Below are 22,833 nucleotides of genomic sequence, written 5' to 3'. Positions count from 1 at the left end.
AGTAGGCTCAAAATAATAAGCATATAAAGGATGCAGGGACATGGATGACTACCCGCAGATTCGCCACCATGGCGGTGCCGATGGGGTGACCGGGAGCTGCCATCGGCTGCAACTGGCGGCGGATCGCGCTCTGCTGGTCGACTGCGGCCTGTTTCAGGGCCAGGACGCCGATGGCGACAGCAGCTTCGAACAGCATCAAGTCGCCTTTTCCGTCGATGACGTGCTGGCGCTGCTGGTGACCCACGTGCATATCGACCATATCGGCCGGTTGCCCTACCTGCTGGCGGCGGGCTACCAAGGCCCCATTATCTGCTCGGTGCCCTCGGCGCGGCTGCTGCCGCTGGTGATCGAAGACGCGCTACGGATCGGGTTCACACGCGACACAAGGCTGATAGAGCGCTTTCTCGCCGAAGTCGACGAGCGTCTGGTGGCGCTGGAGTACAACACCTGGCACACCCTGGTCGACGATCAACGCCAGCGCATCAGGGTCAGGCTGCAGCGCGCCGGGCATATTCTGGGCTCGGCGTATATCGAGGTCGACAGCCTCGACCATGCCAACGGCAAGCAGCAGCGCACCCTGTTCTCCGGGGACCTGGGCGCCCCCTATGCGCCGCTGCTGCCTGCGCCCAAGCCGCCCTATGGCTGCGATGTGCTGGTGCTCGAGTCGACCTACGGCGACAGGGTGCACGAGCAGCGCCGCACCCGGCGTGGGCGTTTGAAGGCCGCCATCGAACGAGCTCTCGAGAACGGCGGTACGGTGATCATCCCCGCCTTCAGCATCGGCCGTACGCAGGAACTGCTCTACGAGCTGGAAGGCCTGACCCACGCCGCCAAGGATAGTCGCTGGCGCGACCTGGAGATCATCGTCGATTCACCGCTGGCGGCGCGCTTCAATCAGCTGTATCGCGAGCTGAAACCCTACTGGGACGCCGAAGCCCACCGCCTGCTGCGCGGCGGCCGCCACCCGCTGAGATTCGACAACCTCACCACGGTGGACAGTCACGCTGCACATGAACGCACCGTGGCCTACCTGGCCAGCAGCGGCCGCCCCGCAGTGGTCATAGCCGCCAGCGGCATGGCCAGCGGTGGGCGAGTGGTCAACTACCTCGCCCAGATGCTCGGCGACCCGCGCCACGCCGTGCTGTTCGTTGGCTATCAGGCGCCGGGTACCCTGGGTAACGATATTCGTCGTTTCGGCCCGCGGGGCGGCTGGGTCGAGATCGACGGCCAGCGCATCGACATTCGCGCCCGGGTCGACAGCCTCAGCGGCTACTCGGCCCACGCCGACCAGCACGACCTGCTCAACTTTATCCGCCGCATGCGAAAGCCTCCCCGAGAGATACGTCTGGTACATGGCGAGGCTCACGCCAAAGAGGCACTCAAGGCTGAGATAGACGCATGGGCCGAACAGGCAGGGCACGAGATCCAGTGTAGGAGCGACGTCAGTCAAGATGCAGCGCGCAGCGGTGCCGGATACCCCCATCGCGAATAAATTCGCTCCCACACTTGCCAAGGGCGCCACTCCCCAGTGTGGGAGCGGTTTCAACCGCGATGCAGCGCGCAGCGGTGCTGCCATTGGCGTAAAACCGTCTATGCTAATAAAAAAGGGAACAGGGATGTTTCAACATGGACACCACACCCCAGCCTCACAGTCAGGCGCTGCGTCGCGGTCGTGTCTCGCTGCAGCATCAGGCCTATCTCATCACGACCTGTACTCACGAGCGACTGCCGTTGTTGAGCGCCTGGTCGCCAGCAAGATGCGTGGTGAAAGAAATGCAGGCACTGGATCAAGATGGTTGGGTGTCTTCGCTTTCTTATGTGGTCATGCCCGACCATCTCCACTGGCTGCTTGTGCTCGACGACGCCGAACTCGGTGGGGTGGTGAAGCGCTTGAAAGGGCGTTCGGCGATAACCATTAATGCCAGTCTCAATCGACGCGGGCCGGTGTGGCAGCCGGGCTATCACGATCGAGCGTTACGTCGGGAAGAGGATCTGCGCAGCATTGCACGCTATATCGTGGCTAATCCATTAAGGGCAGGGCTGGTGGATACTATTGGCCAATACCCGTTCTGGGATGCCAAGTGGCTATAACCCCATCGCGAATAAATTCGCTCCTACATTGGCTTTGGCGCCGCCCCTAGTGTGGGAGCGGTTTCAACCGCGATTGCAGCGCGTAGCGCTGCGGGTGGGAAGAACCCCCATCGCGAATAAATTCGCTCCTACATTGGCTTTGGCGCCGCCCCTAGTGTGGGAGCGGTTTCAACCGCGATTGCAGCGCGCAGCGCTGCGGGTGGGAAGAACCCCCATCGCGAATAAATTCGCTCCTACATTGGCCTTGGCGCCGCCCCTAGTGTGGGAGCGGTTTCAACCGCGATGCAGCGCGCAGCGGTGCTGGGTAGGTCAAACCCATCGCGAATAAATTCGCTCCTACATTGGCCTTGGCGCCGCCCCCAGTGTGGGAGCGGTTTCAACCGCGATTGCAGCGCGCAGCGCTGCTGGGTAGGTCAAACCTATCGCGAATAAATTCGCTCCTACATTTGCCAGGGGCGCCACTCCCCAGTGTGGGAGCGGCTTCAGCCGCGATTGCAGCGCGCAGCGCTGCTGGGTAGGTCAAACCCATCGCGAATAAATTCGCTCCCACGTTTGCCAGGGGCGCCACTCCCTACTCTGCCACGCTCGTGGCTGGGTCGCCCTGGTTGAGCAGGCGCTGGAGCTTGCGCTGGCCGAAGGTCGATATCATGGGCAGTACCAGCAGGCTGGCAGGCGCCGTGGGAAGTGCCCCGATAGCAAGTACGATGATCGCGGGCAGTGACCACTTGTGCTGATCGGGCTTGTATGCATGAGACAGCATGGTGAGGCCGATTATAGTGATGGCGAGGCAAGTCAGCAGCAGCATATAGAGCATCGGCGCCTCGTTGTTGTTGGCGTATATCAGCCCAACGATGGATATCAGCGCTATATATATACCGGTACAGGCAATGGCCAGATCGCTCTTGACCGGTTGCTGGGCGACCTGTCGCTCTCTGAGGAAGGCGAGTAGCGGCTCTTGCAGGCTGCCGGCTTTATCGTAGTGGAGGATGCCTTCCTTGTGATTCATCGCGAACAGCGCCTTGTTGTTCGCATTGCGAATCTCGCCTATGCACGCCTTGTCACTGTTCTCTGTCTTGCGGCCGTTTTTGGTGCGAAGAATCAGCGTGATGGTATCGTCATGTTGCTGGAGTCGCTGGTACAGATCGGTAACGAAGTCGAGATCGAATGGCTGTTTGAATGTCAGGGGTAACACGCAAGGCTCCAGATGGCGGAAAGGGGATGACAACATCGGCTCTGTTGCTGATGCAGTGGATGCTATCGAAATGGAGCGGCAATGGTAGATGTTCTGCTTGGCGTATTGAATAGCTCCTCGCTTACATAAGGTGTAGCCAATGTCCTACACGGCCAGATCGCATCTGTATGCCAGCATTGCTCGATTTGCGCCCAGGGCGTATCCCCTGGTAGCGCTGAAAAATCCTCTCTGATGTAAGACATAGCCTACAAGCCGTGTACGATATTGCTGTCACTGCAGGTCGGCACATTCCATCCTATGTGCCTTTGTCGTAGTCTGTGCCGCTTATCATCGAGCAGCTGATAACGAGCTGACAGTGGAGTTGGCGTACGCAAGGGATTGACAGGATGAAACAGAAGATTGTGCTGGCATGTATCGCCGTGTGCTTGGCGGGTTGCGGTCGTGAGATGGAGGTTTCCTTCAAGAACAGTGTCGGCGATCGTGAACTGGCAGAAGAGCAAGTCAGTACTGCGATCGATGATGCTGGCGACTACTCATATGACATGAGCTGGTCTGAAGGTCGGTTGTCAGTAAAGCTGCCATCGGACAATGACCTGTCCCGGGAGCAGGTCGAGGCGCTAGCGGAAAGTGTCGAGTCATGGCTTATGCCAGAAGCTGACATGCGCCCCGTGCTAGAGATCGAGATTACAGAAACCGATGAAGATGCACTGGAGGTACTAGGCATCGAGCATGGTGCTCATTATAGCATCCCGCTGGTTTGGGAGAGTGCCAATGCCGATGTTTATTACTCGGAAAATGTTCAAGATTATGGTGGGAGCATTGGCGAGAATAGAAGTCGTAGATTCATGTGCGTGATTCGTGTCAGCACGGCCGAGCCACCACCCCCACTGGTAGTCAGCTTGTCACTGCTTGGCTTCGAGATACCTTTTCCGATAGGGCATAAGAAGTCGATATCCCACTTCGATCAAGACTTCTTCGATCAGACGCGTATCGAAACCGGTGGCAGGCATGTCGATATCATCGTCGGCGATATGGGTAGCCGATCTGTCAACCAGACCGAAAGGCAGCTTGAATTCGTGCAGGGAACCAGTCGTCCTGCCGGCGCAAGTCGATCTGCGTGCCAGAAAATGATAGCAGAGAAGGTGACCGGCGACTTGAATGGACTGCTGCCTAACCGAGCGGCAAAGTATAACGTTTCGAGTATCACGGCGCGCTGATACGCCATGCTTGGCAGACAAGTATTTGGTCATTTTCAATCGGTTCCTTAAGGAATCCTGAGATAAGTAAGGGTGGAAGGAAATGAGTGAGCTGGCGGAGAGAGTGTCGTCGAAAAATGTATATGCCGAGCAGTCACACGCTGGCCATTTCCTGAAAGCAAATCCATTTTACGTTCTCGGCTCCGCGCCTTGCGAGGACCTGGAGACACTGACTGAGCGCTACGAGGATGCCATTGATGACCACCTTGTGGATGAGCGTGAAGCCTTACAGCTATACCAACTGCTGAGTAGTTCATTACCACGCCTGCAAGCGGAGGTTAGCTGGCTGCCGGGTGTCGAGGCCAGTGAAGCCCTGCAGGCCATCGAAACTCCGCAGGCCGGTTCAGCCTCGGAGTGGTCGCCACTCGCCGCCGCCAATTTCCGCTTCGCCATGTTGGCTGCCGCAGGCGAGCCCCTGACATCCTCCGAGCTGCAATCGATGACCCAGCGGTGGGCCACGGTGGAGGCGGAGAGTGTGACTGAGGCCATCAATCGTCAACGGGAGGCTAGCGGCTTCCCTCTGGTCAATAGTGAACAGGTCGCCAGCGAACTAAGTCGTTGCATGCAGGCCCATGTGGAAGGGGTGTTTGCCCTGCTGTCCAAGAGTGAGGAGGCGCTTCCTTCGGTCGTCTCTAAAGCACTGGAGGGCGATCAGGAAACCTCGACATCGAGCGCTTTTGCTAACCAGCTGCTCGTGACATACCAGCGCTGGGTCGAGCGTCATCTGGATCTGTTGGCGGATGGGATAGACGCTGAACTGCCGGCCTTGAAGGAGCTGCTCGATGAAGAGCTCGAAGGCGAGCGAGACATCGATGCCGATGAGTATCGCGTCATTGAAGAAGCGCTCACTGAGAAATTGCGCGACTGGGCCGAACTGTCCAAGCCGCTCCGATTGAGCAGCTACCGCAAGGGGGTGGATGAGCCTCGAAGCGCTGCAGTGGTGGGGTCTTACCTCAATAACGCCTTGGCGCTCAATAGCTATGCCCCCGAATCGGCGATGAATATGGCCAACGCCGCTTATGAAATGACCCACTTGATGCCGCGTATCCAAGGGAAAGCAGAGGATGTCGTGGGCGTCTTGCAAGAACTCCGTGACCTTAATGCCCTGGAAGAGAGCGAACCGGATTTTTGTCACTGGGCTGGAACGCTGGAAGAGAAAAACGACAAGCTTGAATGGAATCTCGTCAAGCATAAAAGCCGAGGTCATGAGCCAGGCCTGGAGAATAATTTCTTCCAAGAGCTCATTGCACTACTGCAGCGTGCTAGTGATGAAGAAACGAGGCGTGGCGCCTGGGTGAGAATATCAGAGGTGCTGACCAAGCTCGAAAAGCCGGAGCTCATCATATATGCCGTTCATCAACTGGTAGAGGTAGAGAAGCATTACCCTTTTGGAGGTGTTTCAGGAAAACGTCTCAAGGCGCGCTGGGACAATGTCTTGTGGCTTGAAATCCAAGCGGGTATGCAAAATAGCATGCTGAGAGGTGCGAAAGCCGAGTTCTCCAGATGGGTGGAAAAGGGCTATGAAAGGTATCGAGAGGATAAAGAGAAGCGACTTTATCTTGATGCCCAGCAAGAGATTATGAATAAAATGCCAGACGACTCGTTGGTTGGTATCGTCGTATGGGGCCTTATAATATTCATGTTCGTGATGTTTCTTATTTCATTTTCGCTTTAATTTATATGCCAGGCCAACGAGGTTGAAATGGATGTAGAGTTTTCCAAAGGCATGGTTCTAGAGTATTGGCGTGTCGAAAAAATCTGCGAATCACTGCTTACTGCTCTCCCGGCGAACCAGTTCAAGCAGCAGGCAGCACAGCTGCGTTATTCGGTACGTCAGGTAGAGCGTATGCTCGCACCGCTGGGGCTGGAAGTGGTGGACTATACGCACCAGCGCTATGAACCCAATCTGCCGGTGCAAGTGATCAATAACGAAGAGGTGGCCGGCGAGCGCGACCTGATCGTGACTCAGACCATCGAGCCCACCATCGTACAGCGTGGCGAGGTGGTGCACCTCGGCCGGGTTATCGTCGCAGAGAGAGATTGAACATGTACATTGGCATCGACCTCGGTACCTCCAATAGCGCGGTATCCTGCTACCACCGTGGCCAAGTGGACGTCGTGACCATGGAGGGCGGCGACAACATTCTCCCTAGCGTTATCTATATGGATGCGCAAGGAAGCAAGCTCTATGGCCAGCGCGCCTTCGAGCAGATGGTGTTGTCGCCCGAGAACGTGGCATCGGGCTTCAAGCGTCTCATGGGCACGTCGACCGAGCTGACGCTGGGTAATGGTCATGCGATGACCCCCGAACAGGCCAGCTCGGATATCGTTCGCCAACTGCTGGGCCAGGTCTTCAAGGCATTTCCCGATGAGCAGGTCGAGGGCTGCATCGTCACCATCCCCGCGGCGTTCAACCAGATGCAGAGCGAGGCTACGCTGCGGGCGACCCGCGACGCAGGCATCGAGTCCGTAGGCCTCCTGCAGGAGCCTATCGCTGCCTCCATGGCGGCGATTGCCGATGGTGAGCTCGATACGGGGCTATTCCTGGTCTATGACCTGGGGGGCGGCACCTTCGATGTCGCCTTGGTGCAGAGTGTCGGTGGCGCCGTCAACGTCCTCGATAACCTGGGGATCAACATGTTGGGGGGGCGTGACTTCGACCGCGAGATCCTCCACAGCCTGGTGGTGCCCTGGCTCCAGGAGCACTTCGCGCTGCCCGATGATTTTCTCAAGGGCGCGGACTACCAGCGCTTGCTGCGTATCGCCCGATTGGCCACCGAGCGGGCCAAGATAGCGCTATCGAGAAGCGAGAGCGAAACCATTTTCGTCTCCAGCGACGAGATCGGCACCCGCGACCAGCGCGGAGAGCCTGTCTATCTGGACGTCCCGGTGACGCGGCAACAGCTACGTCAGCTGGTCGAGCCACACGTAGACGAGACCATCGAGCTATGTCGCCGGATACTCGCCAAGAATGGCTATCAGGCGAGTGACGTGGACCGTGTGCTGTTCATCGGTGGGCCCACCAAGACGCCCTGGTTGTCGGAACGGGTGGCCGACCAGTTGGGGATCGTGGCCGATATCACCATCGATCCGATGGTGGCAGTCAGCTACGGTGCCGCGATCTATGCCGAGAGCCGTGAGTGGGGCGACGACGGAACGGCTCGCAAGTCGTCCCGGGAGAGTGTGGAGATCGCCGAATATGCGCTGCGCTACGACTTCCCCTCGCGTACTTCGCGAGACACCGCGCGGCTCAAGATCTCATGCGCTGCCACGCAACGCGATGCGCTCGAGGTACAGGTCGACTGCGCACAGGGCTGGACCTCCGGGCGGCAGCCGCTGGAGGGTAATACGGCGATGCGACTGCCGGTTGCCCAGCAGGGGGAGAACCACTTCCGTATCAGTGTGTTCACCAGCGATGGGCGGCCGCTGACCGAGGCCAGCAAGCAGATCGTCATTCTCAGGACCCACGCCAGTGCGGCGGGCATACCGGCGACACAGACCATCTCGGCCAAGGTCGTGGAGATGGATGGCCACATCGCCTCGAATGCCCTCGAGCCGATGGTCGACAAGGGCACCTTGCTGCCGGCGGAGGGGACCAAGTCGTTTCGCGCCGCGCGGGACGTGAAATCGGGCAGCAACGACTACATCGCGTTAGAGCTGTATCAGCATGCCGAGAACGTCAACGACCCCGAGCAGAACCTGAGCGTCGGTGCCTTCCGTATCTCCAGCAGCGATCTACTGCCCGGCATGGCGATCAACAAGGGTGACGAGATCATCTGCCAGTGGCGGATGAATGACAGCGGGATCCTGCGCGTCGTCATCGATGTTCCCGCCGTGGGACAGACGTTCGATACGGGCCACCTCTACGCCGACACCGATGGCCATCGCAACTTTGCCGACCATGACGGCGAGGCCTTGCTGACGGGGCTGCTCGATGAAGCCAACGACGAGCTCAAGCAGGCCGATACGGTATTGGGCAAGATGGCGCGCAGCGACATCCGTCACATCGGGGCGGCGCTCCAGGATCAGCGGCGTGCCGCCGAGCGCGCCGATGATCCCGAGGTACGCCGCGGTATCAGCGAGCGGGTGCGTGCCTTGCGTCAGGACCTTTCGAAGCTGGTCAACTCACCGGAGCATCGCGCCACCGTGCTGCGTGGGCGCCATACCGAACTCGTCAGGGCGTATGACCGCGAGATAGAGGGCGGCAACATGCCGCTGGATAGCGAACGTTTCAGGCGCATGGCGGATAGCGCCCTGGAGGAGCTCAAGCGCGGCGACGAGCAGGCGCTGAACGATGCCGAGCAGATTCTCAACGACATGGACGCGACCGTCTACGACCTGATGACCGAACGCCCCGAGGTGGTGGTCAGCGTCTTCCGCAACCTGTCGGAGAAGGGCGCGTCGGCGGTGGACGCCGAACGCCATGCCCGGCTGGTCAAGGAGGGCCAGGAGGCCGTTCAGAATAACGACATCACCGGACTGAAGGGCATCAACAACCAGCTGTTCAATAACCAGGCACAGCATCAGGTCCACGCGGTGACGGCCAGTGAGGTCGCCGGCCTGATGCGAGGATAGCGATATGGCGACATTCCCCTGGTTTCCGCTGATGACGGCGCTGGGCAAGGAGCATCGGGTGGCTGGGCTGAAGCAGGAAGGCCCGGGTTATCAACTACTCGACCTTCAGCCAGCCGATCGCGTCGCCCTGGTGTTATCGCGCTCCCACGCCATGGCCAGCACCTGGGAGCAGGTGCTGGCGCCAAAACTCGAGGACGCTAGCTGCTGGAGCGAAGCATACGGGCCCGATGACTACTGGGTGTGCCTGTTTCAGAAGCAGCATCAGCCGCTAGCCGTCGAGGACATCCCCCAGCGCACGGATTTCATGGCGCCTCGTGAGCTGATGCGGCTGGCATATGCCCTCAAGGCGATGCCGGAATGTCACTGGGGCAAGGCGCTCTACTGGCCAAGAGAGCAGCTGTGCCTGCCCACCCGGCGCGATCCGGAGAGCCCCAGCCAGCGTCGTGACCTAGTGACGGCGCTGCTCACGGGAGGGATCGCTGACGGTAGCCTCTCGCCGCAAGAGATCCTGCGCTTCAACGACTGGCTGAACGTGCAGGACGTGACCAGCATCATGCAAGTGCTCGGCATTGGGCAAACGGTGGCCGAAGGGAGCCGTCAGGTACTGCCTGCCTCACCGTTCCGACTGCCCGGTCAGGCGCGGCTCGAAGCCTTCTTCAACGAATACATCGTCGATTACTACCGCCGAAAGGAGGCTTATGACGCCATGCAGATAAGCCCTCCCAACGGTGTGCTGCTCTACGGTCCGCCCGGGTCAGGCAAGACCTATGCGGTTCGTCAGCTGGCTGAGTATCTCGACTGGCCGGTCAGAGAAATCGACCTGGGCAGTGTCGGTAGCACCTATATCCACCAGACCAGTCTGCGTCTCAGGCAGGAGTTCGAGCAGGCCGCCCGTGACGCGCCGAGCATGATCATCATGGACGAGCTCGATGCCATGGGCGCCAATCGCCAGAACGTTCGCGATGACCACAAGATCGAGGAAGTCTCGGAGCTGCTAAGACTCATCGACTCCGCCGGGCAGCGCAACGTCATCGTGTTCGGCATGACCAACCGCCCCGAGGCGCTGGATAGTGCCCTGCGTCGGCGAGGGCGTTTCGACTTCATGCTCGAAGTCGGCTACGCCGGCCAGCAGGCCGTCGCCGAGATGCTCGCCAATGAGCTGGACAAGCGGCCGAGCGAGCCGGGTATCGCACTGGAGGGACTGGCTGCCCGGCTCACCGACCGGCCACTCAGCGATGTCGCCTGGGTCATCAATGAAGCCGGCAGGCTGGCCGTGCGCAGCCAGCGGAGCAGTATCGATCAATGGTGTCTCGAACAAGCCGTCACGGCGCTGACGGCAGGCGAAGAGGTACGCCACGCAACGTTAGACTCAGAGCGCCAGGGATCGATTCAATGACTGCTTCTGAACCCTGCAAGGCAGCCGGCGAGCGGGAGTCCGGAAGCGTCTGGCGAGGCTTTTTCCAAAGTCGGGGGCGGCTGGGAAGGGGGCGCTTTCTGCTCTTCTCGTTGACGCTGCTGCTGTTCTGGGTGCTATCGGGCACGCTCTCCAATTGGCTTTGGAGTCGTTACTATCTGCTCTATGGCGAGATGCTGAGCCTGACGATGATAGCCATTTCGCTCATGGTGATCGTCATCGGCATGTTTCATGGCGCTCGGCGTTTCAATGACTTCGGTGCATCGGGCTGGTGGATGTTGCTCTACCTGGTCTTTCCCATCCTGTTTCTCGCCCTGGTGCTTGTCCCGGGATCATCCGGCGATAATCGCTTTGGCCGTGCCCCGGCCGATAACCCCATGAAGGTGGCTGCCATGATGCTCCTGGTTACCCTGGGTACGGCGTTCCTCCTCCTGCTATTGGTGCTCGTGTAATGGGGCGGCGGGGTGTCCGGACGGGGGTAATTGCCTTGTTGGCGATATTCGCCATAGGACTGATTGCCTATGCACACTATCGCCATGGCGAGATCGGAGAACGAATTTACCTGGATGCAGAGGGAAATGTAGTAGAAAGGTCCAGTGAGGCACGCAGCTACATGACTCCCTTCGAGCAGGAAGGCGAGCGTTGGGCATTTAATCAATATTACCTGAATGGTAATAAAATGTTCGAGGGGTACTATACTGCGCCATCCTTGAAAGACGGCCATCTGGTTGGAGAAACCACGAGATATCATGAGAATGGCAATACCATGATGTTGGCGACGGGAGATGAAAGCAGCCGACTACATGGCATGGTCATTGTCTATCATGAGAGTGGCGGGCTGTCACATGTGTATTTTTCGTTTGCCGGTGTCATCCATGGGCCATTTTCCACGTACCATGAAAATGGTCAGTTGAAGGAGCAAGGCTACTATCTCAATGGCACCAGGCAAGGTGAGAGTCTTATATACGACGAAGAGGGCCGGTTAAGAGCCAAGTATCATTACCACAACGGATTGCGTGATGGTGTGGCGCGCCGTTATCGTGCTGATGGCAGCTTGCGCGTAGATGACTACTACAAGAATGATGAGTTGATCGTACACAAGCGTTTCTCCACCAAGGGCAACCTGGTTGAATTGACCTACAATGACGAGGACGGTCAACGGATCGTCGGCCTCCGTTACTATAGTGATGGCGGCATTCAAGTACGCACGACGCGCAGGCAGACGCCTCATGGGCCCGGCACGTTGAGGGAGAGTCTGGCGAGAAACGATCAGAGTCTGAGGGAGCGCACCTGGCGAGTGAATAATGAGAATATCGACTGGTCATTGGAGGAGAAATTTAGCCATAGTGGTAGAGTGGTGCGTAGCAGAAGAGAGAGACTGGACGGCAGGCTTCACGGGCCCTACGTCGATAACGCCGTGTTGGTATACAGAAAGGATGGTCGTGAGCTCGCTACGGTAGGCGATCTGGTGAGGAAGGGTGTTTATCACCACGGTATCAAGGTGGGGACCTGGGTCAGGATGTTCAGAAACGGTAGTGTGGTGAGAAATCACCATGATGAGAATGGCGAGCTACAACCGTTATGAATATTCAAAGGATGCCGCTCTGATCAGTTTTCTTCAACACCGCCATGGTGTATGCCAATATTTCCGATCTTTATCGCTACACTGAATATCTCGGTGCTGAGATGTATTGCAGTATCCGCTACCAAGATGGCGAACAGCTTGGCCGTACCCTTTACTTCATGGATCAGCGGGATACGGAGTGCGGCAGCATGGCCGACGCTCACTAATCCTTTCAACCGCGATTTGTGGGAGCGGCTTCAGTCGCGATGCAGCGCGCAGCGGTGCCGGTTAACCCCATCGCGAATAAATTCGCTCCTACATTTGCCTGGGGCGCCACTCCCCAATGTAGGAGCGGTTTCAACCGCGATGCAGCGCGCAGCGGTGCCGGGTAGGCCCCATCGCGAATAAATTTGCTCCTACATTGGCCTGGGCGTCGAGCCCAGTGTGGGAGCGGTTTCAACCGCGATGCAGCGCGCAGCGCTGCCGGGTAACCCATCGCGAATAAATTCGCTCCTACATTGGCCTTGGCGCCATTCCCAGTGTGGGAGCGGCTTCAGCCGCGATTGCAGCGCGCAGCGCTGCCGGGTAACCCCATCGCGAATAAATTCGCTCCTACATTGGCCTTGGCGCCATTCCCAGTGTGGGAGCGGCTTCAGCCGAGATTGCAGCGCGCAGCGCTGCTGGGTAACCCATCGCGAATAAATTCGCTCCTACATTGGCCTTGGCGCCGCACCCAGTGTGGGAGCGGTTTCAACCGCGATCCAGCCGCCGCAGTGTCTCTGCCAGGACGTGGCAGCCGTCGGCGGCTTGCTGGCGGGTGATGGACTCTTGCGGGCAGTGGCTGCGGCCGTCGAGGCAGGGGACGAACAGCATGCCGGTGGGGGCGAGCATGGCCATGTAGACGGCGTCGTGGCCGGCGCCGCTGGGCATGGTCAGGGCGCTGAGTCCCAGCGAGTCGGCGGCTGCGGCAATCTGCGCTTGAACCTCGTCGGCGCACTGAGTCGGCAGGCCCTCGCTGAGCGAGGTGGCCGCGATGCTCACCCCGGTATCTTCGGCCTGGCGCTGAGCGGCGTCCAGCAGCGGCGGGAAGAATCCTTCGAGCAGTGCGGCGTCGTTGCTGCGCACCTCCAGCACCATCTCGACGCGCTCGGGAATCGCGTTGCTTGCGTTGGGCGATACCGTCAGGCGGCCCACGGTGGCCACCAGGTAGGCGCTGCCTTCGGCCTGGCGTCGCGCCTCTTGCTGAACGGTCTTGATCAGCCCGCTGGCCTCGGCCAGGGCGTCGCGGCGCAGTTCCATGGGCGTGGTGCCGGCGTGATCGGCCTGGCCGCTGACCACGATGTCATAGCGGTGGATGCCGACGATATCGCTGACCACCCCGATCGGCAGCTGGCGGGATTCCAGCACGCGTCCCTGCTCGATATGCAGCTCGATGAAGGCGGCCAGGGCGCCGGGCTGGCGCAGCGGCTGGCTCAACGCCTCGGGCACGCCGCCCATGCGGCGGATGGCGTCGAACAGGCGCTCGCCGCCGGGCTCCTCAAAGTCGAGCATCGCCGGGCTGAGCTTGCCGACCATGGCACGGCTGCCGATGCACGACACGCCATACTCGCTGGGCTCCTCGGAGAGGAAGTCGATCACCTCCAGGCTATGGCGCAGGCGTATGCCCGCTTCCTGCAGGCTGCGTACCGCCTCGAGCCCGGCCAGCACCCCGAGAACCCCGTCGTAGCGCCCGCCGCTGGGCACCGTATCGATATGGCTGCCGGTGGCCAGCGGCGCAAGCGCCGGCTCGCTGCCGGGCAGGGTGCCGATCAGATTGCCGGCGTCGTCGAGCCGAGTGGTCATGCCGGCCTCGTGCATGCGCTCGCGCAGCCAGGCGCGCCCCTCCAGGTAGCGCTGGGTGAAGGCGCGCCGCGTCCAGGGTGCATCGGGGTCGGTTATCTGCGCCAGCTCTTCGAGCTGCTGCCAGAGGCGTTCGGCATTGACGGTCAGGGGGCTTGGCATATCAGCGCCTCATCCAGGCATCGAGCTCATCGAAGAACGCCAGGCACTGGCCGAGCTGGTCGATCTCGATAAACTCGTCGGGCTTGTGGGCCTGGCGGATCGAGCCGGGCCCGATGATGATCGACGGGATGTCACCGACGATCTCGAACACCCCGCCCTCGGAGCCGTAGGAGACCTTGCCGCCGCGCGGGGGGAGGATGGGTTCCAGCTGCTTGAACATCTCGCAACCGGTGGCATCGCCCATGGCCGGGTAGGAGAACATCTCCTGCCACTCGATCTGGGCGTCGGGGGCGATGGCGCGCATCTCGGGCAGCAGGGTGGCTTCGACATCGCTGATCAGTGCCTGCATGTCGGGCTGGGCGGCGTCCTGATCGATGCTGCGCAGCTCGAAGATAAAGCGGCAGGAATCTGGCGTTACGTTGGTGGCCACGCCGCCTTCGACGATGGTGGCCAGGGTAGTGGCATGGGGCACGCTGAAATCGGTGTCGTAAGGGCCTTCTCGCTCATATCGTCGCGATCGGTCGCCGATCATGGCGATGATGCGCGAGGCATACTCCACCGCATTGACGTGCTGCGGGGCAAAGGAGGAGTGGCCGCCGTCGCCGTGCACCGTCACTTCCATGGCGATCTTGCCCTTCTGGCCGTTGATCAGCTGCATCTCGCTGGGCTCGCCGATGATCGCCAGCGCCGGCGGCACCTCGAGGGCGGCCAGGTGCCTGGCGATCGCCGGTGCCCCCAGACAGCCCACCTCCTCGTCGTGGGAGAAACAGAAGTAGACGGGGCGCGTCAGCTTGCCGTTGGCAAAGGCCGGTGCCGCCGCCATCACGCAGGCGGCGAAGCCCTTCATGTCGCAGGTGCCGCGACCGAACAGCCGGCTGCCGCGCCGCTCCATGCGGAACGGATCGCTCTGCCAGCTCCCGGGGTTCGCCGGCACCACATCGGTATGCCCCGAGAGCACGATGCCGGGCACGTCAGCCGGGCCGAGCCGCGCCACAAGGTTGGCCTTCTCGCCGCTGGCGTCCGGCAGCACCGTGACATCGGCACCCAGCTCGGCGAAGAAGCGCCGCAGGTGCTCGATGATCGCCAGGTTGGAGTAGGCGCTGGTGGTGTCGAAGCCGATCAGGTCGGCGAGGTGCGAGATGGCGGCATCGAGTCGCGGATGGTCCTGGGCGCTGGCATGCATGATGTCGAGTCCTTGGCAAAGAGTGAGAAAGATCAGGCCTTGGCTTTCTTGAGCTGCTGGCGAATGGTGATCACCACCACGAATACGGCCAGCGAGGCGAATAGCCAGGTAATGGGCGATGACACCAGAATGCTCGGGTCACCGCGGGAGATGGCGAGGGCGCGGCGCAGGTTCTCCTCCAGCATCGGCCCCAGGATGAAGGCGATCAGGAAGGGCGCGGCGGGGATCGCGAACAGGAACATGAAGAACCCGAACACCCCCATGGCCAGCAGCACGATCACGTCGTACATGCTGTTGGAGATCGAGAAGATGCCGAACAGGCACAGGATCAGCACGATGGGCGCCATCAGCCCCGGCGGAATGCGCGCGATATGCGAGAAGAAGCGCATCGTCGCCTTGCCGGCGCCGAACAGCAGCACCGACGAGAACAGCATGCCGATGAACAGCATGTAGACCTCGTTGAGGTTGTTCTCGAACAGCATCGGGCCGGGCGTCATGCCGTGGATCATGAAGGCGCCGAGCATCACCCCGGTGATCACGTCGCCGGGCACGCCCAGGGCCAGCAGCGGAATCATGGTCGAGCCGCAGCAGCCGTTGTTGGCCGACTCCGAGGCGGCGATGCCCTCGACCTCGCCCTTGCCGAAGTTGTCGCGGTTCCTGGAGCTGCGCTGCGCCTCGCCGTAGGAGGAGAACGCCGCCGCCGAGGGCCCGATACCCGGGATCGCCCCCATCACCACGCCGATCATGCTGCCTTTGAGCATCGACTTCAGCGAGCGGCGCAGCTCGGCGCGGGTCACCTTGTTGTCGCCCAGCTGCATCGGCTTGTGGGACTCGGTATTGCGGAACACCACGATCTTGAGCAGCTCGGGGATGGCGAACAGGCCGATCAGCACCGGTGCCACCGCCAGGCCGCTCTGCATGTCCACGGTCAGATCGAAGCGGAACGAGCCGTACATGTCCTCGCCGACGGTGGCCAGCAGCAGCCCCATGCACGCCGATACCAGCCCCAGCAGCAGCGAGCGCCCCGAGACCCCGGCCACGGTGGTCAAGGCGAATACCATCAGCATGAAGTACTCGGGCGGGCCGATGCGCAGCGCCAGCAGGGCCAGCGGCGCGGCAATGAAGATCAGCGAGATATTGGAGATGAAGTCGCCGGTACACGACGAGTAGAGCGCCATGTTCAGCGCCTTGCCGGCCTTGCCCTGGCGCGCCAGCGGGTAACCATCCAGGGTCGTGCAGGCCGCCGAGGCGGTGCCCGGCGTCTTGATCAGGATCGCCGACACCGAGCCGCCATAGGTGGAGCCCTTGTAGAGCGCCACCAGCAGCAGGATGCTGGGAATCGGCTGCATATAGAAGGTGAACGGCAGCGCCAGGGTCACCGCCATGGTCCCGGTCATGCCGGGAATGGCACCGATGATCACGCCGCCCCAGATGCCCGCGGCCATGATCAGAAAATTCTCGAGCGTCGCGACGGCCTGGAAGGCAATCAGCAGGTCATTGAGCATGATGTCGTTCCTGTAATACGCGGTGCGTTATACGCCCAGGGCCCTTAACAGGCTGCCGGTGGGAAAGCGCGTATTAAGTGCGCTGGAAAAGAACAGATAGAGGAGCAGTGGCAGGGCAACGGCCACCATCAAGGAGACCCACTTGTGCCGCCAATAGCCGGTGAGCACCAGCATGACAATCAGCAGCAGCATGCTGGCGAGCAGGAAGCCCAGCAGCATCACCGCGCCGACGAACAGAGCGAAGGCCAGCACCGACCAGCCGAAGCGCAGCAGCAGGGTGGGCAGCGGTGTATCACCGCGTATTTCGCTGGCATCCTCCGGGTCGGCAATGGCCTGGGTTTTCTTCGACAGCGACAGCCCCAGCAACAGCAGGCCGAGCACCATGCCGAGGATCGAGATCGCCCGCGGCCACATGTCGGGTGGTGGGGCGAACCCGGGAATGAAGCTGGGGCGAGGCACATAGACCGGAATCAGTACGAATAGCACGACCCCGAACAACGCCGTGATGAGAAAACCGCGCGTCATGCCCATGTGCACTCTCCCAGGTTAATCAACGATGGCGACTCGCTGTCGCTCAGTCCAGATAGCCAAACTCTTCGGCCAGGCCGCGATAGAAGGCGTACTGCTCCTCGGCGTAGGTGGCCATGTCGAGGGTGCCGATGGTCGAGATCGAGCCACGGTCATCGGCCCGGCTCAGCCAGCCATCATCCTCGGCGACCTGTTCCATCACCTGGTTCCAGGTGTCGACGACCTCATCCGGCAGGTCGGGCGGACCATACAGGGCGCTCCAACCGATCACCTGACCGGCCAGCTCATACTCCAGCTCCTCGGCGGTGGGCACATCCGGCAGGGCGTCCATACGCTCCGGTGAATAGACCATCAGCGGGCGCATGTCGCCGCTCTCGATGTGCGGCATCAATGAGCCGGCGGCGATCGCCAGAAAGTCCACGTGGCCGCCGAGCAGCGCCGTGGCCAGCTCGCCGCCGCCGCGGTAGGGCACCAGCGTGGCCGCGGTGAGCGGATCGAGATCCACATCGGCCAGCAGCGTCTGCACGGTGAACCCATCGATGGCGGTCGCCCCGGATGCCGCGTAACTCAGGGCGCCTGGATCGCTGTCGATGCTCTCGAGCAGCTCCTCGACGCTCTCGTAGGGCGAGTCCTCGGCCACGGCGAGAATCATCGGCGTGGCTTCCAGCGGGCTGAGGAAGGTGTACTCATCCCAGTCGACGCTGCTGTTGGCGTTGACGGCAGGGGACAGCGCCATGCCCACTCGTGCCAGCAGCAGGGTGTAGCCGTCGGGGTCGGAGCGCGACACGTCGCGGGCACCGGTCATGCCGCCTGAGCCAGCCTGGTTGACGACGGTGATGGGCTCGCCGAGGAAGTCGCGGGCGGATTCCGCCAGGGCGCGGCCGGCGAGGTCGGACGCACCGCCGGGGCCGTAGGGCACCACCAGGGTGACCGACTCCGACGGGTAGCTCTGGGCATTGGCGGCGCAGGTCACCATCAGGGTGGCTGCGGCCAGGCTCAAGGCACGTTTCATGTTCGTCTCCTTCCTATTGTTGTGGCAGTCGCTCACCGATAGAGCGAGTTATTCGAGCCGTTTCAGCATAGACGGCTATGAAAAGTATTGCAAAAAAAGCCTTTAGTATGCATAAAGGTACTAGCAGGGGCGCAATAGTGCATGCCCCGCCCACAACGAGAAGCGCGAAGAGGGCATATATGAAACTCAAGGAAATCGAAGCCTTCGATGCCTTCATGAGGCACGGCACCACCCAGGCAGCGGCGGATGCCCTGGCGATCAGCCAGTCGATGGTCAGCCGCCTGCTCAGCGGCCTGGAGGAGGAGTTGGGGTTTGCGCTCTTCAAGCGCAGCAGGAACCAGCTGGCGCCCACGGAAGAGGCGTTTCTCTACCACGCCTCGGTGCTGCGGCTGATGGCCAGCATTCGCGATACCCAGAAGGACGCCGAAGCGATCTCCAACAATCAGCTGGGCAGCGTGGTGGTGGCCGCCCAGCCGATCTTCTGCGACACCTTCCTGCTCGACGTGATCCAGCGCTTCAAACTGCGCCACCCCAAGGTCGGCGTGCGGGTGGTGGATGCCGGCCTGCAGGAGCTGCTCAAGATGATCGACAACAACACCTGTGACGTGGCGCTGGGTATCACCCTCGAGGCCGACACCTACGGCGCCAGCGTCACACGGCTGGCCCGCTGCAGCGCCCGCTGCATCATGCATCGTGATCACGAACTGGCCGCCGACCCGGTGGTGCCCATCGCCAACCTGCAGAACCAGACCTTCGTCGAGCTGATGGCCGACAGCCCGCTGCGCGCCCGGGTCGACTACATCATGCAGACCATCGACATCAAACGGCACATCGCCGCCGAGCTGCGTCATATGCGCGGCGTCTGCGCCCTGGTGGATCGCGGCGTGGGCATCGCCGTCATCGACCCCATTGCCGAGCTGCTGCTTCAAGGTACCGCGGTGGTATCCAAACCGCTGGAGCCCGCCATCGAGTGGGAGATGGCGCTACTCAAGTCCAAGAGCCGCCCCCTCAGCAAGGTCGCCGACGCCTTCTGCGACGAGATCCATGAAGAGATCGACACCCTTAAGGAAATGGGGATCCTCAAATCCTTGCATCGCGAATAAATTCGCTCCCACTTTTGCCAGTGGCGCCACTCCCCGTGTGGGAGCGGCTTCAGTCGCGATGTGTAAGAGAGGTTTCAACTTTGTACAAAATAAACATTCCGCGACGGATGTATAAGTGACTGATAGGCGTGGCTTTGCCTCCACTGATGCAGCCTGTATCCTTGCGGGCACAATTAAAATTAGGTACCCAACAAAATGCTACGGTGGGTAGCTGGAGCCGACTCGCGGCACTCCTTAGAATAGTGACGCATCAGGTACTGGCCGGCTGAGCGCCGCGGTTGAGTCATCCAGCGACAAGCTGGCAGCAAAGGAAGGCACCAAGGGCCGAGGAGTGGCTCTCAGGAAGCTACGCTAACACTGGGGGCCCGTAGGCTCCTGCTGTGACGCCTTTCCGGACTGCCGGCGCACTGCTATCACAGGGCCCGGGAATGCGTCCGTAACAATCCCCGGGCGGTAGCGTGCCCGCGCGGATAGCCCGCCGCAGCCGCTCCCTCTTTGCCAATGGCGCCACTGCAATGTGGGAGCGACGTCAGTCGCGATCGCAGCGCGCAGCGCTACCGGGTAACCCCATCGCGAATAAATTCACTCCTACATTGGCCTTCGCGCCACTCCCCAGTGTGGGAACGACGTCAGTCGCGATTGCAGCGCGTAGCGCTGCCCCCAATAAAAGACCACCTGCCTACATCAGGACATGACAGACCGCATGGCGACCCACTGAATGGAAATTTCTGCAGTCATCACCCTCGTCACTGTGGTAGCGGTGCTCGGCACCCTGGCCTTAACCCGCATTGCCCCCGACATCATCCTGATGGCCGCGCTCGGCTTTCTGATCATTTCTGGCATTCTGGCGCCTGGCGACGCGCTGGTGGGGTTCTCGAACCCCGGCGTGATGACCATCGCCGTGCTCTATGTGGTCGCCGCTGGCCTCAAGGAAACCGGCGCCATCCAGTGGATCGCCCACCGCCTGCTGGGCCAGCCCACCCGGCTGCGCCAAGCCCAGCTACGGGTACTGCTGCCCACGGCGGGGCTAAGCGCCTTCATGAACAACACCACCGTGGTGGCGATGTTCATCCCCGCCATTCAGGAGTGGGCGGCGCGCCTCAAGCTTCCGCCCTCCAAGCTGCTGTTGCCCCTCAGCTACGCCGCCATTATTGGCGGTACCTGCACGCTGATCGGAACCAGCACCAACCTGGTGGTGGATGGCTTACTGCAGAGCCAGAAGGGTATTGGCCTGTCGATGTTTTCCTTAGCCTGGGTAGGGGTGCCACTGGTGTTGGTGGGCGGCATCTTTCTCTATCTGTTCGCCGACCGCCTGCTGCCTAGCCGAGAGGGGGCGCTGGAGCAGCTCGAACAGGCCCGCGAGTACGCCGTCGAAGTGGTCGTTGCCGAGAAGGGCCCGCTGGTGGGCAAGACCATTGCCGACGCTGGGCTGCGCAGCCTGACCCACGGCTACCTGGCCGACATCGAACGTCATGGCCGGCTGCTTACCGCGGTACCGCCGGACACCGAGCTGATGGCCGGCGATATCCTGGTCTTCATCGGCGCCCCGGAGTGCGCCCGCGAGCTGCGCCGCGTCAACGGCCTGCAGCCCGCCAGCGGTGACGTGCACAAACTCGATATCGCCCACCACAAGCGCTGCCTGGTTGAAGCGGTGATCGGCCCCGATTTTGGCGGCCTCGGCCAGACGGTCAAGGCGTCGCGTTTCCGCTCGCGCTATCAAGCGGTGATCATCTCTATCTCCCGGCACGGCAAGCGCATCCCCGGCAAGCTGGGTACCGTGACGCTGCAGGTGGGCGACACCCTGCTTCTCGAGACCACCCAGGACTTCGTCGACCAGTACCGCTACCGCAAGGACTTCCTGCTGGTCAGTGCCCTCAACGACTCCACGCCGCCGGATTTTCGCAAGGCGCCGCTGGCGCTGGGCATACTGGCCAGCATGGTCATCGCCAGTGCCAGCGGGCTGCTGAGCATTCTCGAGGCCGCCTTGCTAGCCGGCGGGGCGATGCTTGCCACCCGCTGCATTACCGCCAGCAAGGCGCGCCGCTACGTCGATCTCTCGGTGCTGGTGGTGATTGCCGCCTCCTTCGCGTTGGGCGTGGCCATGACCCAGACCGGCGCCGCCGCCCAGATCGCCCAGTGGCTGTTGTTGATCGATGGCCTGGCCCCCTGGGCTGCGCTGGCGCTGGTGTATGTCATGACGGTCGTATTTACCGAGCTGATCACCAACAACGCGGCGGCGGTGCTGATGTTCCCCATTGCCGTGGCGGTGGCGGAGCAGCTCGGCGTCAGCTTCATGCCGTTCATCATTGCCATCATGTTTGCCGCCTCGGCCAGCTTCATGACTCCGCTTGGCTACCAGACCAACCTCATGGTGCTCGGTCCCGGCGGCTACCGTTTTACCGACTACCTGCGCCTTGGCGCGCCGCTGAGCCTGATCGTCGGTGCCACGGCCATTGGCCTGATTCCCCTGGTGTGGGGGTTTTAAGTTAAAAGATGCCGCTGAGCGGCCCTCATCTATTCTTGACCCCGTTTAGGAGTTCCCTTGACCGCTTTCGTAACCAATGAAATACGCGCCCGCCTGATGGAGGGCGTTCACGCCGCTGGGCGTGAGGTGATGGCGATTTATCAGCGTGATTTCTCGGTCGAGACCAAGGACGACCAGAGCCCGCTGACCGAAGCCGATATGGCCTCGCACCACGCGCTGGTGGCACTGCTGGAGGAGCTTACCCCTGACGTGCCGGTGCTCTCCGAAGAGTCGGCCGAGATACCGTTTAGCACTCGCCAGGCATGGCAGCGCTACTGGCTGATCGACCCGTTGGACGGCACCAAGGAGTTCATCAACAAAAACGGCGAATTCACTCTCAATGTGGCACTGGTTGAAGAGGGCGTACCGGTATTCGGTATCGTCCACGCGCCGGTACTGCAGACCACCTGGGTAGGGCAGGTCGGCGGCGAGGCCTTCAAGATCGTGCAGGGCATCTACGCCAATATTCAGGTGCGTGAATTGCCGGACCCTGAGACGGCTCCCTGGAAGGTGGTCGGCAGCCGCCGTCACGGCGCCGAAACTTTCGAGGCCTTCTGCAGCGCCTTGCCTGCCTACGAGTGCGTCTCCATGGGGAGTTCGCTCAAACTGTGCCTGGTCGCGGAAGGCAATGCCGACCTCTACCCGCGACTGGCCCCCACCAGCGAGTGGGACACCGCTGCCGCCCAGGCCGTGGTGACCGCTTCCGGAGGGGAGGTGCTCAATGCCGAGACTCTGGAGCCGCTGCGCTGCAATCAGCAGGAGAGCGTGCTTAATCCGTTCTTCATCGTTTGTGGCCAGCGTGATGAGCGCTGGACGGAAGCCCTGAGCACGGCGCTGCGCGCCTAATCCCATCATTGCCCAAGGTCTATTTGATGTCTGAGATCA

Annotated in this window: 18 protein-coding genes; 12 read left to right on the top strand and 6 right to left on the bottom strand. The window is 61.2% G+C overall.

The window, feature by feature from the left end:
• The first annotated feature begins 40 nt into the window (after positions 1-40).
• Together IEI94_RS18185 and IEI94_RS18180 are read left to right on the top strand one after the other, a co-directional pair.
• Positions 41-1,492, top strand: coding sequence for an MBL fold metallo-hydrolase RNA specificity domain-containing protein (locus IEI94_RS18185; RefSeq protein WP_191168665.1), 1,452 nt, complete (start codon positions 41-43; stop codon positions 1,490-1,492).
• Between the two features lie 134 nt (positions 1,493-1,626).
• The gene (locus IEI94_RS18180; protein ID WP_191168664.1) at positions 1,627-2,091 is read left to right on the top strand and encodes an REP-associated tyrosine transposase; all 465 of its coding nucleotides are present in this window, start codon (positions 1,627-1,629) and stop codon (positions 2,089-2,091) included.
• 571 nt (positions 2,092-2,662) lie between these two features.
• Here the strand turns inward: IEI94_RS18180 and IEI94_RS18175 are convergent.
• Positions 2,663-3,283 (bottom strand): hypothetical protein, encoded by a 621-nt coding sequence (locus IEI94_RS18175; protein WP_224750189.1) that lies wholly within the window; start codon positions 3,281-3,283, stop codon positions 2,663-2,665.
• Positions 3,284-3,669: 386 nt separating this feature from the next.
• Here IEI94_RS18175 and IEI94_RS18170 point away from each other — a divergent pair, with 386 nt between their 5' ends.
• The 7 genes from IEI94_RS18170 (at position 3,670) to IEI94_RS18140 (ending at position 12,113) form a co-directional block, all read left to right on the top strand.
• Complete coding sequence (locus IEI94_RS18170; RefSeq protein WP_191168662.1) at positions 3,670-4,500, top strand: hypothetical protein; 831 nt, start codon at positions 3,670-3,672, stop codon at positions 4,498-4,500.
• 82 nt (positions 4,501-4,582) lie between these two features.
• Complete coding sequence (locus IEI94_RS18165; protein ID WP_191168661.1) at positions 4,583-6,214, top strand: hypothetical protein; 1,632 nt, start codon at positions 4,583-4,585, stop codon at positions 6,212-6,214.
• A gap of 27 nt (positions 6,215-6,241) precedes the next feature.
• Positions 6,242-6,583, top strand: coding sequence for a hypothetical protein (locus tag IEI94_RS18160; RefSeq protein WP_191168660.1), 342 nt, complete (start codon positions 6,242-6,244; stop codon positions 6,581-6,583).
• A 2-nt stretch (positions 6,584-6,585) separates the two neighbouring features.
• The gene (locus IEI94_RS18155) at positions 6,586-9,114 is read left to right on the top strand and encodes an Hsp70 family protein (protein ID WP_191168659.1); all 2,529 of its coding nucleotides are present in this window, start codon (positions 6,586-6,588) and stop codon (positions 9,112-9,114) included.
• A 4-nt stretch (positions 9,115-9,118) separates the two neighbouring features.
• The gene (locus IEI94_RS18150; protein ID WP_191168658.1) at positions 9,119-10,510 is read left to right on the top strand and encodes an AAA family ATPase; all 1,392 of its coding nucleotides are present in this window, start codon (positions 9,119-9,121) and stop codon (positions 10,508-10,510) included.
• Complete coding sequence (locus IEI94_RS18145) at positions 10,507-10,980, top strand: DUF805 domain-containing protein (RefSeq protein ID WP_191168657.1); 474 nt, start codon at positions 10,507-10,509, stop codon at positions 10,978-10,980. The genes IEI94_RS18150 and IEI94_RS18145 overlap by 4 nt, the downstream gene beginning before the upstream one ends.
• A 35-nt stretch (positions 10,981-11,015) precedes the next feature.
• Entirely contained in the window at positions 11,016-12,113 is a 1,098-nt protein-coding gene (locus tag IEI94_RS18140; RefSeq protein WP_191168656.1) for a hypothetical protein, read from the top strand.
• A 729-nt stretch (positions 12,114-12,842) separates the two neighbouring features.
• Here the strand turns inward: IEI94_RS18140 and IEI94_RS18135 are convergent.
• From IEI94_RS18135 to IEI94_RS18115, 5 genes are read right to left on the bottom strand one after another with little or no spacing between them, the layout of a single operon-like run.
• Positions 12,843-14,093: a Zn-dependent hydrolase gene (locus IEI94_RS18135; RefSeq protein WP_191168655.1), complete on the bottom strand. Its 1,251-nt coding sequence runs from the start codon at positions 14,091-14,093 to the stop codon at positions 12,843-12,845.
• Between the two features lies 1 nt (position 14,094).
• Positions 14,095-15,276, bottom strand: coding sequence for an acetylornithine deacetylase (argE, locus tag IEI94_RS18130; protein WP_191168654.1), 1,182 nt, complete (start codon positions 15,274-15,276; stop codon positions 14,095-14,097).
• Positions 15,277-15,308: 32 nt separating this feature from the next.
• On the bottom strand, positions 15,309-16,781 hold the full coding sequence (locus IEI94_RS18125) for a tripartite tricarboxylate transporter permease (protein WP_191168653.1): 1,473 nt from the start codon (positions 16,779-16,781) through the stop codon (positions 15,309-15,311).
• A 27-nt stretch (positions 16,782-16,808) separates the two neighbouring features.
• Positions 16,809-17,312 (bottom strand): tripartite tricarboxylate transporter TctB family protein, encoded by a 504-nt coding sequence (locus tag IEI94_RS18120; RefSeq protein WP_224750188.1) that lies wholly within the window; start codon positions 17,310-17,312, stop codon positions 16,809-16,811.
• Positions 17,313-17,355: 43 nt separating this feature from the next.
• Positions 17,356-18,321, bottom strand: coding sequence for a Bug family tripartite tricarboxylate transporter substrate binding protein (locus tag IEI94_RS18115; protein WP_191168652.1), 966 nt, complete (start codon positions 18,319-18,321; stop codon positions 17,356-17,358).
• 179 nt (positions 18,322-18,500) lie between these two features.
• On the opposite strand from IEI94_RS18115, the gene IEI94_RS18110 reads away from it, so the two are divergent.
• From IEI94_RS18110 to cysQ, 3 genes are all read left to right on the top strand, one after another.
• Complete coding sequence (locus IEI94_RS18110) at positions 18,501-19,424, top strand: LysR family transcriptional regulator (protein ID WP_191168651.1); 924 nt, start codon at positions 18,501-18,503, stop codon at positions 19,422-19,424.
• Positions 19,425-20,142: 718 nt separating this feature from the next.
• Positions 20,143-21,909 carry an SLC13 family permease gene (locus tag IEI94_RS18105; RefSeq protein WP_191168650.1) on the top strand — a complete coding sequence of 589 codons (1,767 nt, stop codon included), beginning with the start codon at positions 20,143-20,145 and terminating at the stop codon, positions 21,907-21,909.
• A 57-nt stretch (positions 21,910-21,966) separates the two neighbouring features.
• Complete coding sequence (gene cysQ / locus IEI94_RS18100; protein ID WP_224750187.1) at positions 21,967-22,794, top strand: 3'(2'),5'-bisphosphate nucleotidase CysQ; 828 nt, start codon at positions 21,967-21,969, stop codon at positions 22,792-22,794.
• The last annotated feature ends 39 nt before the right edge of the window (positions 22,795-22,833 follow it).

The organism is Halomonas sp. ML-15 (assembly GCF_014779595.1).
Taxonomy (GTDB): Bacteria; Pseudomonadota; Gammaproteobacteria; order Pseudomonadales; family Halomonadaceae; genus Franzmannia.
This window is presented reverse-complemented; position numbering and strand designations above follow the sequence as displayed.